Genomic DNA, 16,493 nt, shown 5'->3' with positions numbered 1-16,493 from the left:
GCGTAGTGGCGAGTTGGAGTGTCGTACTCTACGTGTGAAGTAGAGATAGTGATACCACGCTCACGCTCTTCTGGAGCGTTATCGATAGATGCGAAGTCACGCGCTGCGCCACCGTAATGCTTAGAAAGAGTAGTACAGATAGCTGCAGTTAGAGTAGTTTTACCGTGGTCAACGTGGCCAATTGTACCAACGTTTACGTGCGGTTTTACGCGTTCAAATTTTTCTTTAGACATGATTGTCCCTCTAGGTACGGATTTAGGTGGTATGAAGACCACGCAACCAAACAAATGGTGAATATTCTAACTAAGGAAACAACGGTGCGAGACTGGTGCTGATACCCAGAATCGAACTGGGGACCTCATCCTTACCAAGGATGCGCTCTACCGACTGAGCTATATCAGCACTTAAAGGAGTGGAGCGGGCAGCGGGAATCGAACCCGCATCATCAGCTTGGAAGGCTGAGGTAATAGCCATTATACGATGCCCGCAACACGTAACTCGAAGCGCTATTTCCTAAAGAATATGGTGGAGGGGGACGGATTCGAACCATCGAAGGCAGTGCCGGCAGATTTACAGTCTGCTCCCTTTGGCCACTCGGGAACCCCTCCAAATTTTATTCCATTCTGACTACGGCTTATCACTAAGCGGGAAAGAATGGTGCCGACTACCGGAATCGAACTGGTGACCTACTGATTACAAGTCAGTTGCTCTACCTACTGAGCTAAGTCGGCATAAGTGGGGCGGATTTTAGAGAATGATTTTCAGGGTTGCAATAGCAAATCCAAAAAAAATGGCTTTTTTTACTATTTTTCGATTGTTTGCTGCAAAATTATACAGATAAGTATGATTTTTACTGCGATTGCACTGGCGTGATTTGCATTTGCAGCGTCATGCTGTATTTTCATGCCTTCTTCATTAGAAATTGAGATTGCCATGAGCCCCTATTTCACATTTGACCGCGCCCAATGGGCCGAGTTGCGAAACTCGGTACCGATGACGCTGTCTGAGACCGATTTAAAGGCTTTGCAAGGGATCAACGAACGCCTCACTGTGGATGAAGCGGTCCAAATCTATTTGCCGCTATCGCGCCTTCTCAATCTCTATGTTGGTGCTCGTCAAAGCCGTAACTCGGTTCTGCAAGCGTTTTTAAATCGAGAAGCGTACGCGCCCCCCTTTGTTATCGGAATTGCCGGTAGCGTTGCAGTGGGAAAAAGCACCACAGCGCGTCTACTCAAGGCACTGCTATCACGTTGGGACAATCATCCTAAGGTGGACTTAGTCACTACCGATGGGTTTCTTTACCCTAAGGCGGTGCTAGAAGAAAAAGCCATCATGCATCGCAAAGGTTTCCCTGAGTCTTACGACATGAAACGCATGGTGCAATTTGTCTCCGATCTTAAGGCGGGAAAGCCCAACCTCACCGTACCGGTCTATTCTCACATCACCTATGACATCACCGATGAAGTCAAAACCATTGATAGGCCCGATGTGCTGATCATTGAGGGGCTGAACGTGTTGCAGACTGGGCGTGACTACCCAACCGATCCTAATCGTGTGTTTCTCTCTGATTTTATCGATTTTTCAATTTACGTTGACGCGCAATCGAAGATCATCGAGCAGTGGTATATCGAGCGTTTCTTGCAGTTTCGTCAGGGTGCGTTCACCAAACCAGGCTCTTACTTCAGTCACTATACTCAGCTAAACGAGTCGCAGGCGATTGCGAAAGCGCAGCAGATCTGGCGTGAAATCAACGGGGTCAACTTAGCGCAGAACATATTGCCGACGCGCGAGCGCGCTCACCTCATTTTGCATAAAGGTGAGAACCACCTCGTCGAAAGCATTCGCTTGCGTAAATAGCCCCAGCGTTTTTTACTCAAACAACTTGGCGTCGCAGGTCGGCGGCAAACGAGCAAAGCCTCTGAGCAGCGTGATCTATACCCAAGTGACAGCAAGTGAATGGTGTGGCGCCGTTTCCTTTGCCACCACCCAATCACACTTTGCGCAGCGAGATTTCTCCACCGACAAAACTCTGCTCGCCCATTGGCGTATCCAGCACAATGCCCCCTTGAACATCAATGCCTTTTACCACCCCTTGCACTTCACGCGGCCCCATGATCAATTTGACATGACGGCCAAGAAAGTTATCTAAGCGAGCCCATTTATCGACAAAAGGCGTCATGCCTTGCAACTCATACTCGGTCAAAGCGTGCTGCCAAGCATTGGCTAATGCAATCACCAAAGTGTTTCGGTCAACCTCGTGTTCAAATTGACTCAATGCGGTCCAAGGCTGGTCAATCACGCCTTGAGTATCATTCATTGCGATATTAAGGCCCATGCCAATCACCAGATGCGCAGCCCCACCAGCTTGTCCTGACATTTCAACCAAGATGCCCGCCAGTTTTTTGTCTTGATAGTAGATATCATTAGGCCATTTCAACTTGATGCCAGCAAAGCCGAGCGACTCCAGCGCTTCTACTGCGGCAATCCCAACCACGAGGCTCAGCCCCATCGCCGCCGCCATACCGGCATCGAGTCGCCAGTACATCGACATATACAAGTTGCTGCCAAACGGCGATAACCACTGACGCCCTCTTCGGCCGCGGCCTTGCGTTTGGTATTCAGCCACACACAAAGCGCCAGAAGATAAATTGGTCACTTGGTCAAGCAAATACTGGTTTGTGGAATCAATCACCGGAACGAGAGTAACTGGCGTGGTCAATCCATTGGCAATCGTCGCTTCGTCTAACAGCTGTATCGGCGCTGCCAGCTGATAACCCCGCCCCGGAATGCGATAAACATCGACTCCCCAATCGGCAAGGCCTCCGATCTGTTTTGCAATCGCCGCACGCGAAATCCCAAGCTCTAGGCCAAGGGTTTCGCCGGAAACGAAACCACCGCCCGCCAAGCGATGTAGAATATGCAGCTTAACTCGATTATCGCGCTTCATTGTCACTCTCATTCTGTTCGGCTGCCATAGCATGCGACAACTCAGGGTGTAACTGCTGAAGTGAGGTTTCTTCGGTTGCACCAATAAAACGCACTTCATGCTCTAGCGCAATTCGATAGCGCTGCCAAACGGTTTGACAGACTTCTGTGGCGAGCGCAATAACATCCTCGGCGTGGCTGTTGTCAATGTTGGTTAAGACCAACGCTTGCTGCGGGTTGACTTGCGCGCCTCCGATGCGTAAGCCTTTCAAGCCACATTGGTCAATCAGCCATCCTGCCGCCACCTTGTATTGCTCGCCGCTGGGGTAAGCAACAAGATCTGGCGCGATCGCGATGAGACGCAGGTATTGTGCTTGGCTGATAATCGGGTTTTTAAAGAAACTGCCCGCATTGCCAACCACAGCAGGATCGGGTAATTTTTCCATGCGCGTGCGGCACACCTGCTCATAAATGCCTCGCGGCGTGCGCTCACTAGGTGGTAATTGCTGTAGTGGCCCATAATCGACAACCGCTTGCCAAGGCTTACGCAGACGCAGCCCTACTGCGACAATAACGCAGCGCTGATAGAGCTGATGCTTAAAAATCGAATCGCGGTAGCCAAATTGACACTCGTCAGCCGCCATTCGTGTCACCTCAAAGGTATCGAGAGCCAACACATCGACGTATTCACAAATGTCTTTGAACTCGACACCGTAGGCGCCAATATTTTGGATCGGCGCAGAGCCGGCACAACCGGGGATCAGTGCTAAATTTTCCAACCCGCCAAACCCTTGCTCAACACACCAGCGCACCAGTTCAGGCCAATCTTCACCCGAGGCGACGTGAAGACGGATCTCAGATTCGGTCTCACTCACGGTTTTGCCAAGCAGTCGATTTAATATCACCACACCTTGATAGGGCGTGGTGAACAGCACGTTACTGCCCTTGCCAAGCATCAATTTAGGCTTGGTCGCCCACTGTGGGTTGCGATAAACAGATTCAATCTCAGCCACACTGGTGACTTCCACCAAAGTGTCGCAGGTTTGCTCAATACCAAAGGTATGGTATGCCTTGAGCGAAGCAGAGTGACGTATTTGCATAACAGCGGTTTGCACAAATTAGGTTAATTCACGTAGACTGGCCCATTCTACTCGTAAAGGAGTCGCGCCGCAGTGACTATTGCCACTTGCTTGCAGTTTCATCTGCTTGACCCTATCAAACTGCCGCTGGTAAAAAAGCTCTACAAAGCCCACTACCCAAGCGCTAAAGCCAAAGCTGATGAAGTAATTTGGGTCGCGCAGCACCAAAGTGCCATAGCGGCACTGCTTCGTTTACGCCGTGTTGAGTCAGCGCAGCTGCTCACGGGCATGCTGGTGCCGCCGGAATATCGTGGTCAAGGCGTCGGCGCGGCATTACTTGACCATTGTGCGCAACACCACTTTGATTCACAGGTATTTTGCTTTGCCTACGCGCATCTTGAAGCTTATTACGCTGCGCACCATTTTCAGCGAATTGATCCCGAAACCTTACCCAATGGGTTAAAAATGGCCTACCAACGCTACACAGTAAGTGGTAAAGATCTCATTCCGATGCAATTTAACCTGCCCATAACTTGCCCCTAGCAGGTTTTATGGTAAAAATTTGCCCATCTTTGCTAGAATCCCCGCTTTGTCTGCAACGCACCCATTGGCGTCGCGCTTGGCTTTAATAAAGGTTCAACACATTCTATGATGGCTAGCACCAATCCATTCGCTACCACTCCAGCACTGGCAACGCGCGCCGATGATGTCGACGTTCTTTTTAGTGCCAGTGAATTTCGTACTCGGCTGCTCAGCGCTATTGCTGAGGCCAAGACGCGTATTTACTTAGTCGCGTTATATCTTGAAGATGATGAGGCGGGGCGTGAAGTCTTAACCGCGTTATACCAAGCGAAACAGCAAAATCCGAATCTGGATGTGCGCGTCTGTGTCGACTGGCACCGTGCTCAGCGCGGCCTTATTGGCGCTGCTGCATCGGCCGGAAACGCGGCGATGTATCAAGCGTTTGCTCAGGCGTCCTCCACCCCAATCCCGGTTTACGGCATTCCCGTGCGTGGCAAAGAGGTGTTTGGGGTCTTACACCTTAAAGGGTTTATTATCGACGACAGCGTGATTTACAGCGGCGCCAGTCTCAATAATATTTACCTTAACTACCACGATCGGTATCGCTTTGACCGCTATCATGTCATTAAGAATCAAAATCTTGCCGATAGCATGGTGCGTTTTATTCGCCAAGAGATGATTGCGCACCCAGCGGTTAATGATTTAACCGCGAGCGATAAACCGTCAACCAAAGCGATAAAGCCGGCGATCCGCCAGCTTCGTGCAGGTTTGGCTCAAGCCAAATACCACTTTACTCCGCAAACTCTCTCCGCAGGCGATGTTGCCATTACTCCGCTGGTAGGGCTTGGAAAGCGTCGTAATCTACTCAATCAACAGGTGATACGTCTACTGCGAGCGGCTCGTGATGAGATTTTGATTTGCACCCCTTACTTTAATTTTCCCAAAGCCATCGCAAAAGAGGTTAAGCGCGCACTGAAACGCGGCGTCAAAGTCACCATAGTGGTTGGCGATAAAACGGCGAATGATTTTTACATTGCGCCAGAAGAGAGCTTTAAAACCATTGGTGGCCTGCCTTATTTGTACGAATTGAATTTGCGCCGTTTTGCCAAAAGCAACGAAGCGCAAATTGCGGCCCGCAATCTCTCCATTCGCTTGTGGCGACACGAGCGAAACAGCTTCCACCTCAAAGGGATCTGGGTTGATAAACGCTATATGCTACTGACTGGCAACAACCTCAATCCGCGTGCGTGGGGACTGGATTTGGAAAATGGCCTACTGATCCAAGATCCGCAAGCCTTGTTGGTTGACAAGTTTGAGCAAGAAATGAGTAACATTCTTCAGCACACTCAACTGATTTGCACTTACAAACAGCTAGAAAAAGTGGAAGATTATCCAAGTAATGTGCAAAAACTAATGCGCAAAATTACACGCATCAAGGCCGATGGCGTATTAAAACGCATTCTCTAGCACGTTAAGCCCGTCAGGGCATTCGACTCATCAGCTAAAAAGAAAAAGGAGCGCATCGCGCTCCTTTGGTGTCTTTATATCCGTCCCGCCTGAGTAAAGCGGTAACGTCCTTGACCATCTGGCGAACCGATAAACTTGAGATAGTTTGCCAATTCTGCTGGAAATTGCGCTTCTGGCTTAAACCACGCACTGGCGCTGTATTGGCGCTGTGGCGTCAACTCGGCGTCAAATTCAGCAATAACGTGATTGCTCGATTGACGCCCTTCTAGCGTCAGTTGACTGTTTTGACACTGCACATCCGCAATGACCTGATCCAAATTTAAATCAAGTGCCACCGTGCCAATTTGACTGTTTACCGCACTGCCAGTCCAAGCTAATGAACCTTCGCCACTGGCACACCACGGCGCGCCATAAATCGCTTGCTTAATATTGATGTCAACATTCCCTGTGACCGATAAAGGTACTGGGATCGGCAGTTTTAATTGGTCAAGCACTTGCGCGGCAGGCAGTGACGCCACAACGTTTTGCGCAAACGCCCCATCACTTAAGCTATACCCGACCAGTCCTTTGCCGCTCAGTTGCCATTGATTACCGCGCCCAAAGCGCACTTGCACCACTGCCGCGCCGGAAAACAGCTCGCTTGGGCGAAACTGCCACTGCAATGCACCCAATTGATAACGCTGCCAACGTACTGATGTCGCCTGCCCTTGCCACACGGTGCCGCTGGCGCCTTGAATTTGCAACGCGCGCGGCAAAGAGACCCACTCTAGCACCACATTCACCGGAAGCGTAGCGATGACACTGGCGATGAAAAATGAGACAAAAAGCAGCGAATAGCCAATTATTTTCTTCATTCTATCCTCGCTTAAACTGCAATCGGGCCACTTTAACTACGCCCGATTGCGCGTCACGGTCAATATCCAAGAACTCGACACTGACCCCTTGTGTCTCTTGCAAAAACGCGAGCCAATCTATGAGCTGAGAAAACGGCGCTGGCTGTACCCACACTTGTAGCATCTCATCACGTGGCTGCACCCGCACTAATTCAATTCGATAACGACCAGCGGTACTTGCCACCACTTGATTTAAGGGCTGAGCGCTGACCGCCATACCTGAGCTAGCACGCAGTTTAACAATCTCATCGGCTTTTTGCTCAACCCAAGCCAATGTCTGCTGTTCATTGATTTTTTGTTGTTGCGCCGTCGCAACCGCGCTTTGCAATGGCGCGATAAGCCCCCAATAAAGCAAACCAAGCAGTGCAAGACCACCACCCGCCCCGACCAAGCGCTGCTCACGTGGCGTAATACTGCGCCACCACGTCTGCAAAGGGATCAGCAAATTATTCATTCAAGCCTCACTTACGGGTTAATACAAAACTGCCAACAACCCCTTCGGTGTTGCGGTTTAGCTGACCTTGTTCCACCGTGAACTCAGCGGCTAACTTAAGCCGCGCCTGTTCAAAGGTCTGGAAATCTTGGCTGCGAGCTTGCAAACGCATTTCATCACGCGAACCATCGTATTTCACGCTCAGTAATTCCATGCCGCTAACACTGCCGAGCGTCGCAGGCAGTTGGTTTAACCAAGGCAGCAGCAGTGAGTCGCTACCACCACCGGAAAGACGTGACACCTCATCGTTAAGCGTGCGCTTCAAATAGCTCACCGTTGGGATCTTTTTCTTACCCGGCATCACTTGGCGGAACACGCGATCGCGCTCAGCACGATAAGCGGCCGTCTCTTGTTCCAACTGGTGGAGTGTGAGTGCTTGTTGCACTAAAAGCGAGATGGCCAAAAGCCCACCGGCCAACGCTGCCTTTTGCCACACCTTGAGGTGTTTGAGCAGCGAAGATTTGGCTTTAAAGTGACCGGAAAGCAAATTGACCTTACTGGCAATCGCCCCTTTTGCTAATAGCGCCATCGCCATTTCAGCTGGCTGCGCTCGCCAAGTTCGACTTCCGGTTTGCACAGGAAGATCGCTATAACAATCAATGGGCAGTGGCGCATCACCCGCTTGCGCATCCAGATACAGCGGCATCCAGCTTTCATCTAATGCCGCGCCTTGGTATGGCTGTAAACGAATGAGCCACTGTTGGCCCAATTTGACTGCACTCGCCGCATCACCATTAAATGGCAGTGCAAGGCAATCGGGCAGCATTTTTTTTACATCCAGCCCAAGGGCGCGAAATTGCTCCAAGGTGCGCTGAACAAAAGCCCGTTCAATCGCCACAATGTGCGCTTGACCTGCGCTTTTTTCGACAACAGTAAAATGAAGCGCATCGACATCTTGCGCGGTTTCATCTTCCACCAAATACGGCAACATCGCATCAAACTGACGCGCGCCGCCCGGCGGTACGGTCACTTGGGTCATCATCACGTCACTGGCCGCAACCAATACAATGATCGAGCGCTGCTCAGCATAAGCGACTAGCTGATCCAAATGTTCCTGATTCGGCAGCTCTCCGCTGGCAATCACTTCTTGTTGACTGGTAGACCATACCAGCCAAGGCACGCTATGGTGCTGTTCGCTACTCAGTCGAACGGTCAGAAACTCGCTCACTGAACCCTCCAAAACGGCGACGGACTACATCCACCGCCTCACGGTTACTACTGTGTAAGAGGCTGCGAATTCGCACGCGCGACTCCGCAACTTCCACCTGCGCATCCAACTCAAAAAACGCGCTATCAACACTGAGATAGCCACGAGCCTGCTGGCGTTTTGAGTCATCCACACTGCCAAGTTCAGACTCGGCAAAAAAATCTTCGACATCGTTCCAGCCATCATAAGGACGGCCTTCAATCAGCTCTTGCGCGTCACTCAAACTCAGTGACGGCGCAAACATGGCAACCAAAATCGGCGCTTGCGCCGCTTCAATCGTATTGACATTCAAGCGCCAATCATTGGTTGGCAAAGCGCAAACTAAGGGGGCCAGCTTACTCATCAGCGGCCCACTCATTTGGTAGACAGCGCGCAGCTCACTGGCATCGGCCATTAAGCCGTTTGCCGCCAAATACGCCGGCGCAAAACTCTCGTAGGTGGCATCTTCCACCCCCATCTGCGACATAACCCGATCATCGCTATCGACAAACTCCCATGTCGCATCCGCAATCACTTCCGCTTGATAAGGCTCTGCGCCAGCTTCTTCTAGAAGCGTGCGAAACACCTCAACCAGATAGGGCCGCTCGGTCTGCCCAGCCGCTGGCGCGACAGACGCTAGCACATTGAGATTAAAACAAGCTTGTTTATCAACAATAAATCCCTTGGCAATCCCGTAATCTAGTGGGTAGGTTTGCTCTTTTAACGCCCATGGCTGGCTCAAGTTAATCGTGTCGGTATCTTTGTAGCTTTGCTCAATCCCCACCTTTGCCAGCGCTTCAATGCCAATGGCGTACCAATACGCTTGTTGATAATTAATTTGGTTGTTGCCGCGCAGAAACTGCGCAAACAGTCGCTCTGACATCACGCCCGCTATCGTGGTCATGATGGTCAGCAATAATAAAATGATGATCAGGGCGACGCCACGTGAACGCTTATGCGATCTCATTGTGTGTCACCTTGTTGCGAGTTCTCGCCTTGAGCTTGCCCCAAATCCAGGCTTCCTCCCGGGGTAATGTAAACGCGAGAAAGGGTCTCATAATCATCCAGCGTTAGCTCCAGCGTGACCGCTTCAGGGAGCGAGCTTTCAACATCCCACTCTTTGACCCAGCTTTTGCCATCAAAAAATTGCATATCCAGCGCTTCAACCCCAGTCAATAGCGGCAGTGCCAACCCCTCTTCCCCAGCGACCGTATCGGGGTAGCGCCACCAGACACGTTCAAGGACATTATCTTTAATTCGATAACCGACTTTCGTCACTTCGCCGCGAGGAAACTGCTGTTCGGGGTTATGCCACCCGACACGGGCAAACATTACCCCTTTTTCATCCGAGTCCAACAGATAATCTTGCCAATGGAGCAGCTTGGTTCCGGCCTCTTCGCCATCGCTGCGAGTTTGACGCAGCGCCATCTGGCGAAAATCATTATCAAGCATCACCAACGCGCGCTGAATTTCATTCAATCTGGCACTGCGCTCGGCAGAAATCTCATTGGAGCGCTGCACCTGATTAACGATTTGATAGGCCCCAACACTGAGGGTTGAAAAAATAGCAATGGAAACCAACACCTCAATGAGGGTCATACCACGCGCTTTGCGCCTATTTGTTGGCGCGCAAGAATTATTGAGGAACATAGCTGCGCACCGTCACGATAGGTTTGGCATTTTTCGCCGTTGCCACGCTGACATCAAACGCACTCAGCAGTGGTTGAGCGGTCGCTACTGGCGCCACGCTCCAATACCAGGTGCGGCCGGCCAGTTCCGCTTCGCCTTTTTTTGCACTCGGCTTTTTGCCCGCTAACACCACCAGTGCCATCTGGTTATCTGCGACCATAGCGGCGAACATTTTCTCTTCGAGAAACCCGACTGTATTGACGTGCTGGCTGACGGCGCGGATCACGCTCATCGCTGCAGTGGCAAAAATCACTAACGCGACCAGCACTTCAAGCAAGGTCATGCCTCGAGTGTGCTTACTCTTCATCATCAAGCACCTCGCCGGGAGCCAGTTGGATCAGTTGGCCATTTTCTTTCGCGACCACACGCCAAGCATCTTGCTCGCTGTCCCCATCATGAGGGTAAAATGCCATGGTAAAGGGGGTCAACTCACCACTGGATAACAGTAATATCTGCGGTGGACGCTGCTTTTTCTCTTCCTCAAGTTCGGCGAACATCTCTTCGTCAAACAAAGAACCCGGCTCAAACAAGCGGTCTTGGTCTTGCCAAGCGCTGCTGCCAATTTCCAGTGCCACTACAAGCTCTTCTGACCATTCGGTATCACTGGGAATGCGAGCGTATTCGAGTGGCTGCCAACCGTCTTGATTTAAATGCAATAAACGATAGCGACGCTGCTCTTCATCCCAGCGTACGCCAAAATCCTTACCAGAAAGTACCGCCTCTTCATTAAGAAGCCGTACGCGCTGGTAAAAACTTTGCGCCTGATCGCGCGCATCGGTATTCACCGCGGTCGACAATGTCGTCACTACCGCAACGGCGGTCAGCGAGAGCAAAACCAAAACCAAGAGAATTTCGATGAGAGTGAATCCGCGTATCGCGCGGTGAGGCTGCTGCAAAATCGGTTTCCGTGATGTTGAAATCAATGAGACAGCGGCGAGAAGTGCTGGCTTCGCGCCGCCTATTTTGGGTTTACTGGAAATCTTGCATGTTCCAGTTACCGATGTCGGCTGCTGGGCCTTCACCGCCTTCTTGACCGTCAGCGCCAAGCGTAAAGATATCAATGGTACCGTTATCACCCGGGCTTAAAAATTGATATTCATTACCCCATGGATCGTTTGGTAAACGCTTGATATAGCCATTATCACGGTAGTTACGTGGTTCAGGACTTGGCGGTGTCACCAACGCTTCCAACCCTTGATCTGTGGTTGGGTAAATGCTGTTATCCAGTTTGTACATGTCTAAAGCATTTTCCAGCGCAACAATATCAGTGATCGCTTTTTGTTGGTCGGCTTTCTCTTTGTTCCCCAATAGGTTTGGTACAACAAAACTCGCCAAAATGCCGAGAATTACCACCACAACCATCACTTCAAGCAAGGTAAAACCTGCGTTCTTTTTCATTTTTGTTGTCATTATTGTCTCCACAATAGCAATCACTAAAAGTGCCTAAATCTTCACACTCACACTGAGTGACAATGCGTGCCGATTAGCCACTCATTAAGTTATTCATTTCCAGCATTGGCATCAAGGTTGCCATCACGATAAACAGCACAATACCCGCCATCAGAGCAATCAAGGCTGGAGTAAAGATCCCTAACGCCACATTCACTGTCGACTCAAAACTTTGGTCTTGGTTATCGGCAGCGCGAGTCAGCATGCTTTCGAGTTCACCACTTTGCTCACCACTGGCAATCATATGCAGCATCATGGGTGGAAACAGTTTGGTTTGGTCGAGTGCCATACGCAAACTGGCCCCTTCTCGCACGTTATCGGACGCGGCCAGCACCTGCTTTTTAACAAACTGGTTGGTCATCACATCCACCGCGACGCGCATGCCTTCCAAAATCGGAATCGCACTGGACGAACAAATCGCCAATGTACGGGCAAATCGTGCGGTATTAAGACCACGTGAAATTTTGCCAATCAAAGGCAAGCGGAGTAAGCGCCTATCCCACGCTAAACGAATGTTAGGACGCTTGAGCGCCCATTTCACCGCGTAAACGGTCACCACAGTCGCAATAAATAAGCTAAGACCCCACTCTTGAATAAACTCACTCGCCGCGAGCAAAAATTGGGTCGACTCTGGCAAAGCTTGCCCCATCTGCATGATGGGTTCGACAATTTTGGGTACCACAGTTGCAAGCAAAAAGGCGACAATCGAGACTGCAAACACCACCAAAACAACCGGATAAATCATCGCTTGCAGGAGCTTATTACGCATTTTTTGGCGATTTTCAGCGTAGTCGGCCAATCGCTCTAAAATGGCATCAAGATGCCCTGACTTTTCCCCGGCTGCCACCATAGCGCGAAACAGCTCATCAAAAATGTGGGGGTAGTCAGCAAAACTATCGGCCAGCGTGTAACCTTCAGTCACTTTTGCTCGCACCGCCACCAGCATGGTTCGAATACGCGGACGCTCGGCTTGCTCAGCCACTGCGCGCAAACACTCTTCTAGCGGCATGCCCGATTGCACCAGTGTCGACAATTGGCGCGTAATGAGCGCCAGCTCTGCAGTGCTGATCCCCCGTTGAAAACCGCCTTGAGATTGGGCTTTCGCCGCTTTGGCTTTGGTTTCGATCACCTCAACCGGAATAAGACCTTGCTCTTTTAAGCGCGCGCGCACCTGACGGGCATTATCGCCTTCGAGAGTGCCTTTTTTGTGCTTTCCTGAACTATCGAGTGCCTTGTATTCAAACGCTGCCATTACGACTCCTTCGTCACGCGGATCACCTCTTCAAGCGTGGTGATACCCTGTTTGACTTTCGCCAAACCATCGGCGCGTATGCTTGGAGTATGACGACGGATCGCGTGTTCAATTTGCAGCTCACCCGCTTCTTCGTGGACAAGCTCGCGCACTTGTTCATCCACCACCAGCATCTCATGAATACCAGTTCGGCCTCGATACCCTTTTTGGTTGCAACGCTCACATCCCACCGAGCGATACAGGGTTAAAGAGTCAGACTCTTGCAGACCAAACCATTTTTTCTGTTCTTTATCCGCTTCATAGGGCGCTTTGCAATCGGAGCAGAGCGTACGCACCAAGCGCTGCGCGAGCACGCCAAGCAGTGACGATGAGATGAGAAACGGCTCAATGCCCATATCACGCAAACGGGTGATCGCGCCCACCGCTGAGTTGGTGTGCAGGGTCGACATCACCAAGTGACCGGTTTGTGAGGCTTGAACCGCAATTTGCGCCGTTTCAAGGTCACGAATTTCACCGACCATCACCACATCCGGATCTTGACGCAAAATTGCGCGCAATCCGCGAGCGAACGTCATATCGACTTTGGGGTTGACTTGAGTTTGGCCAATGCCGTCAATATCAAATTCAATCGGATCTTCAACGGTGAGAATGTTGCGCTCTTTGCTATTGAGCTCTTGCAAGCCCGCATAAAGCGTGGTCGATTTACCCGAGCCCGTTGGCCCTGTCACCAGCAAAATGCCGTGCGGACGCTGAATCAACCCCCCAAACACATCGTGGTTCGCTCGAGTCATTCCTAAACTGTGCAAATCGAGTCTGGTGGCATTTTTATCCAGCAGACGCATCACCACCCGCTCACCGTGAGATGAAGGCATAGTCGAGACTCGCACATCAACCGCGCGGCCACCGATGCGCAGCGAAATGCGGCCATCTTGCGGAACTCGTTTTTCGGCAATATCTAGCTTTGCCATTACCTTAACCCGCGAAACCAGCAAGGGGGCCAGTTTACGGCTCGGCGCCAAAACATCGCGCAGCACACCATCGACACGAAAACGAATCGATAACGCTTTCTCAAAGGTTTCGATGTGAATATCCGACGCGCCTTCTTTGATTGCCTCACCAAGCATCGCGTTAATCAATTTGATGATTGGCGCATCGTCTTCGGACTCAAGTAAGTCCTCACTTTGCGGCAGCTCTTCTGCCAGCGAAAAGAAATCATCATCGGCACCAATGTCTTCCATCAGCTGACGCGCCTCTGAAGAGTCGCGCTGATACGCCAGCGTCAATTTCTTTTCAAACTCTTCGCTGCTCAATGCGACGGGCACAATCGCTTGTTTTACCACGCGGCGCACTTCGAGCAGCGCCGCTGGCGCGAGTGGCTCTACGTAAAATAACGTTGGCGCGCGCTCTGGGTGCTCATATTCGAGCACCACTTTAAAGCGATTGGCAAAGCTGAACGGCAGCCTACGCATTGCCTGCATCTCAGCAAAATCAACCATTACTGCACTTCCATCTGTTCAATAAACACTTGAATTTCAGCCGGGTGCTGACGTGGCTCACCAAAACGTGGCACCACAGGAATGTGGCTGTCGTCCATCAGTTTCAAGCCTTGATCCGCTTTGTAAAGCTGCTCGGCGCGAATGTAGTTGTATTTACGCTGAGTGATGCCATCGGCCGTCATACCATCACGAATGATGGTTGGTTTGATAAACACCATCAGATTACGCTTTTCAACCTGCGTGCTGGTGGATTTAAACAGATGACCTAAAACGGGAATATCGCCCAGTAACGGCACTTTGGATTCACTTTCCAAGGCGCGCTCATCAATTAAGCCGCCAAGCACCAGCATTTGACCATCTTGAATCATGACCGAAGTGTTGAGCTGACGTTTCGCAAAACGAACATCCACCGCGCCATTGGCGCCAAGCACGTTAGAGACTTCTTGTTCAATATTGAGCTGAACCGAGTTGCCCTCGTTGATTTGCGGCACCACTTTGAGTTTGATACCGACCTCTTTACGATCAACGGTTTGGAATGGGTTGTCGTTATTAGAACCTGCAGTTGATCCAGTGATAACCGGCACCTCTTCGCCCACAACAAACGAGGCTTCACCGTTATCCATCACAGTAATGCTTGGGGATGACAAAATATTGGAGTTTGAATCGCTCGCCACCGCGCTGATAAGCGCCGTCCAGTCACCCATCACGATGCTCATCGCCGCGCCATTAACGCCACCAAGCGCTGCAGCTAAAGTGGAATAATCGCCCTCTTCTGTTTCCTTTACGGTATAAGGTGGAGACCCATCGTTAGGAGTAACAAGTACATCAACCGTCTTATCCTTGGCTTCTTCAAGACCGACAAGTACCTGACCTAATGGAGCGCCAGAATTGCCGTACTGAATTATAGCGCCGGTCTCAAGTGAGCCCCATTGCACGCCAAGATTAACACCGTCACCCTCTGACATTTCGACAATCAAAGCTTCAATCAGCACTTGCGCACGGCGAATATCGAGCTGAGAAATCACCTCTTGCAACGCAATCATGATATCGGGTGGCGCGGTCAACACTAATGAGTTGGTACTTTCATGGGAGGAAATCACCACTTCATTACGATTCGAGCTGCTGCTCTTCTGTCCGCTGTTCTTTTCCGCTTGCAGATTTTCAGATACCCCTTTGAGCACATCGACTAAGTCTTCGGCTTTGGCGTATTTAAGATACACAACGCGGTTATTGCCTTTGCTCGCCATCTCAACATCAAGCTGCATAATCAGGCGCTTCAAGCGCTGACGCACTTGTGGATCGCCCGAAATCAAAATCGAGTTAGTGCGATCATCGGCGACTAATTTAGGCTCTAAGAAAGCCGGCGTGGTCTGTTTGTCGGTTTTGTTCAACGCTTCAACAATGCGCACCATCTCTGCCGCCGAGGCGTTCTTAAGATCGATGACTTCAATTTCTTTATCACCAGCTTGGTCGACGCGTTTGATGATTTCTGCCAAACGGTCCACCACCGCAGTGCGACCTGTGATCAAAATGATGTTCGCCGGATCGTAATGCACCACGTTGCCCGCGCCCGCGTTATCAATCAATTGACGCAGCAGTGGCGACAACTCACGCACCGAGACATTGCGCACCGCCACCACACGCGTGATCACGCTATCGCCGGGCAGGTTTTTGCCTTCGCTACCACTAAGCACTGGAATTGCCGCGGTTTTGGCGTCTTTAGCTTTCACCACTTTTAGCACGCCATCTTCCATCTCAACCACGGCATAGCCGTAAACGTCGAGCACATTGAGGAAAAAGCTGTAGTACTGCTTTTCATCGAGCACATCGTAACTGCGCACATCGATTTTTCCACGAATCGAAGGGTCAAAAATAATCGTCTTTTCTAAGTTACGACCGACAATATTAATGAACTCTTGAATGTCCGTTCCTTTAAAGCTGGCACTGTATTCATTTGCTACAGCACCTGAGGCGCAGAACAAACTGCCGGCAATCAGCCACGCGCTTTTGTTCAACCAATGTTTCACGACTCTCTCCTCACT

General features: G+C 50.8%; 17 protein-coding genes and 4 tRNA genes. 3 read left to right on the top strand and 18 right to left on the bottom strand.

Annotated features, from left to right (window positions below):
- From HGP28_RS16580 to HGP28_RS16560, 5 genes are all read right to left on the bottom strand, one after another.
- Positions 1–233 (bottom strand): GTP-binding protein (locus HGP28_RS16580; RefSeq protein WP_246225767.1); only part of this gene is annotated, 233 nt, incomplete at its 3' end.
- Between the two features lie 93 nt (positions 234–326).
- Positions 327–402 (bottom strand) — tRNA-Thr (locus tag HGP28_RS16575).
- Between the two features lie 11 nt (positions 403–413).
- Positions 414–488, bottom strand: a tRNA-Gly gene (locus HGP28_RS16570).
- A gap of 35 nt (positions 489–523) precedes the next feature.
- A tRNA-Tyr gene (locus tag HGP28_RS16565) sits at positions 524–608 on the bottom strand.
- 47 nt (positions 609–655) lie between these two features.
- A tRNA-Thr gene (locus HGP28_RS16560) sits at positions 656–731 on the bottom strand.
- Between the two features lie 202 nt (positions 732–933).
- Between HGP28_RS16560 and coaA the strand changes: the two genes are divergently transcribed.
- Positions 934–1,857, top strand: a complete 924-nt coding sequence (gene coaA / locus HGP28_RS16555; RefSeq protein WP_168837581.1) for a type I pantothenate kinase — start codon at positions 934–936, stop codon at positions 1,855–1,857.
- Between the two features lie 133 nt (positions 1,858–1,990).
- On the opposite strand, the gene birA is transcribed toward coaA, so the two are convergent.
- Both birA and murB read right to left on the bottom strand, forming a co-directional pair.
- Positions 1,991–2,947, bottom strand: a complete 957-nt coding sequence (gene birA, locus HGP28_RS16550; protein WP_168837576.1) for a bifunctional biotin--[acetyl-CoA-carboxylase] ligase/biotin operon repressor BirA — start codon at positions 2,945–2,947, stop codon at positions 1,991–1,993.
- Positions 2,934–4,025 carry a UDP-N-acetylmuramate dehydrogenase gene (murB, locus tag HGP28_RS16545; RefSeq protein WP_168837575.1) on the bottom strand — a complete coding sequence of 364 codons (1,092 nt, stop codon included), beginning with the start codon at positions 4,023–4,025 and terminating at the stop codon, positions 2,934–2,936. The genes birA and murB overlap by 14 nt, the downstream gene beginning before the upstream one ends.
- 102 nt (positions 4,026–4,127) lie before the next feature.
- Between murB and HGP28_RS16540 the strand changes: the two genes are divergently transcribed.
- Both HGP28_RS16540 and pssA read left to right on the top strand, forming a co-directional pair.
- Positions 4,128–4,547, top strand: coding sequence for a GNAT family N-acetyltransferase (locus HGP28_RS16540; RefSeq protein ID WP_168837580.1), 420 nt, complete (start codon positions 4,128–4,130; stop codon positions 4,545–4,547).
- A 105-nt stretch (positions 4,548–4,652) separates the two neighbouring features.
- The gene (pssA, locus tag HGP28_RS16535; protein ID WP_168837574.1) at positions 4,653–5,993 is read left to right on the top strand and encodes a CDP-diacylglycerol--serine O-phosphatidyltransferase; all 1,341 of its coding nucleotides are present in this window, start codon (positions 4,653–4,655) and stop codon (positions 5,991–5,993) included.
- A 74-nt stretch (positions 5,994–6,067) separates the two neighbouring features.
- On the opposite strand, the gene HGP28_RS16530 is transcribed toward pssA, so the two are convergent.
- The 11 genes from HGP28_RS16530 to gspD all read right to left on the bottom strand — a co-directional run bounded on the left by HGP28_RS16530 (position 6,068) and on the right by gspD (position 16,478).
- Positions 6,068–6,847, bottom strand: a complete 780-nt coding sequence (locus tag HGP28_RS16530) for a type II secretion system protein N (RefSeq protein ID WP_168837573.1) — start codon at positions 6,845–6,847, stop codon at positions 6,068–6,070.
- 1 nt (position 6,848) lies between these two features.
- Positions 6,849–7,340, bottom strand: a complete 492-nt coding sequence (locus tag HGP28_RS16525) for a type II secretion system protein M (protein ID WP_168837572.1) — start codon at positions 7,338–7,340, stop codon at positions 6,849–6,851.
- Positions 7,341–7,347: 7 nt separating this feature from the next.
- The gene (gene gspL, locus HGP28_RS16520; protein ID WP_168837571.1) at positions 7,348–8,547 is read right to left on the bottom strand and encodes a type II secretion system protein GspL; all 1,200 of its coding nucleotides are present in this window, start codon (positions 8,545–8,547) and stop codon (positions 7,348–7,350) included.
- On the bottom strand, positions 8,516–9,532 hold the full coding sequence (gene gspK / locus HGP28_RS16515) for a type II secretion system minor pseudopilin GspK (RefSeq protein WP_168837570.1): 1,017 nt from the start codon (positions 9,530–9,532) through the stop codon (positions 8,516–8,518). Before gspK ends, gspL begins: the two co-directional genes overlap by 32 nt.
- The gene (gspJ, locus tag HGP28_RS16510) at positions 9,529–10,215 is read right to left on the bottom strand and encodes a type II secretion system minor pseudopilin GspJ (RefSeq protein WP_168837569.1); all 687 of its coding nucleotides are present in this window, start codon (positions 10,213–10,215) and stop codon (positions 9,529–9,531) included. The genes gspK and gspJ overlap by 4 nt, the downstream gene beginning before the upstream one ends.
- Positions 10,202–10,564 (bottom strand): type II secretion system minor pseudopilin GspI, encoded by a 363-nt coding sequence (gene gspI / locus HGP28_RS16505; RefSeq protein ID WP_168837568.1) that lies wholly within the window; start codon positions 10,562–10,564, stop codon positions 10,202–10,204. The genes gspJ and gspI overlap by 14 nt, the downstream gene beginning before the upstream one ends.
- Positions 10,551–11,150 carry a type II secretion system minor pseudopilin GspH gene (gspH, locus tag HGP28_RS16500; RefSeq protein ID WP_211092038.1) on the bottom strand — a complete coding sequence of 200 codons (600 nt, stop codon included), beginning with the start codon at positions 11,148–11,150 and terminating at the stop codon, positions 10,551–10,553. Before gspH ends, gspI begins: the two co-directional genes overlap by 14 nt.
- A 73-nt stretch (positions 11,151–11,223) precedes the next feature.
- Complete coding sequence (gspG, locus tag HGP28_RS16495) at positions 11,224–11,664, bottom strand: type II secretion system major pseudopilin GspG (protein WP_168837567.1); 441 nt, start codon at positions 11,662–11,664, stop codon at positions 11,224–11,226.
- A gap of 73 nt (positions 11,665–11,737) precedes the next feature.
- Positions 11,738–12,955: a type II secretion system inner membrane protein GspF gene (gene gspF / locus HGP28_RS16490; protein WP_168837566.1), complete on the bottom strand. Its 1,218-nt coding sequence runs from the start codon at positions 12,953–12,955 to the stop codon at positions 11,738–11,740.
- Positions 12,955–14,451: a type II secretion system ATPase GspE gene (gspE, locus tag HGP28_RS16485; RefSeq protein ID WP_168837565.1), complete on the bottom strand. Its 1,497-nt coding sequence runs from the start codon at positions 14,449–14,451 to the stop codon at positions 12,955–12,957. Before gspE ends, gspF begins: the two co-directional genes overlap by 1 nt.
- Positions 14,451–16,478, bottom strand: a complete 2,028-nt coding sequence (gspD, locus tag HGP28_RS16480; protein WP_168837564.1) for a type II secretion system secretin GspD — start codon at positions 16,476–16,478, stop codon at positions 14,451–14,453. The genes gspE and gspD overlap by 1 nt, the downstream gene beginning before the upstream one ends.
- Positions 16,479–16,493 lie beyond the last annotated feature (15 nt).

The organism is Vibrio agarilyticus, assembly GCF_012641465.1.
Classification (GTDB): Bacteria; Pseudomonadota; Gammaproteobacteria; order Enterobacterales; family Vibrionaceae; genus Vibrio; species Vibrio agarilyticus.
This window is presented reverse-complemented; position numbering and strand designations above follow the sequence as displayed.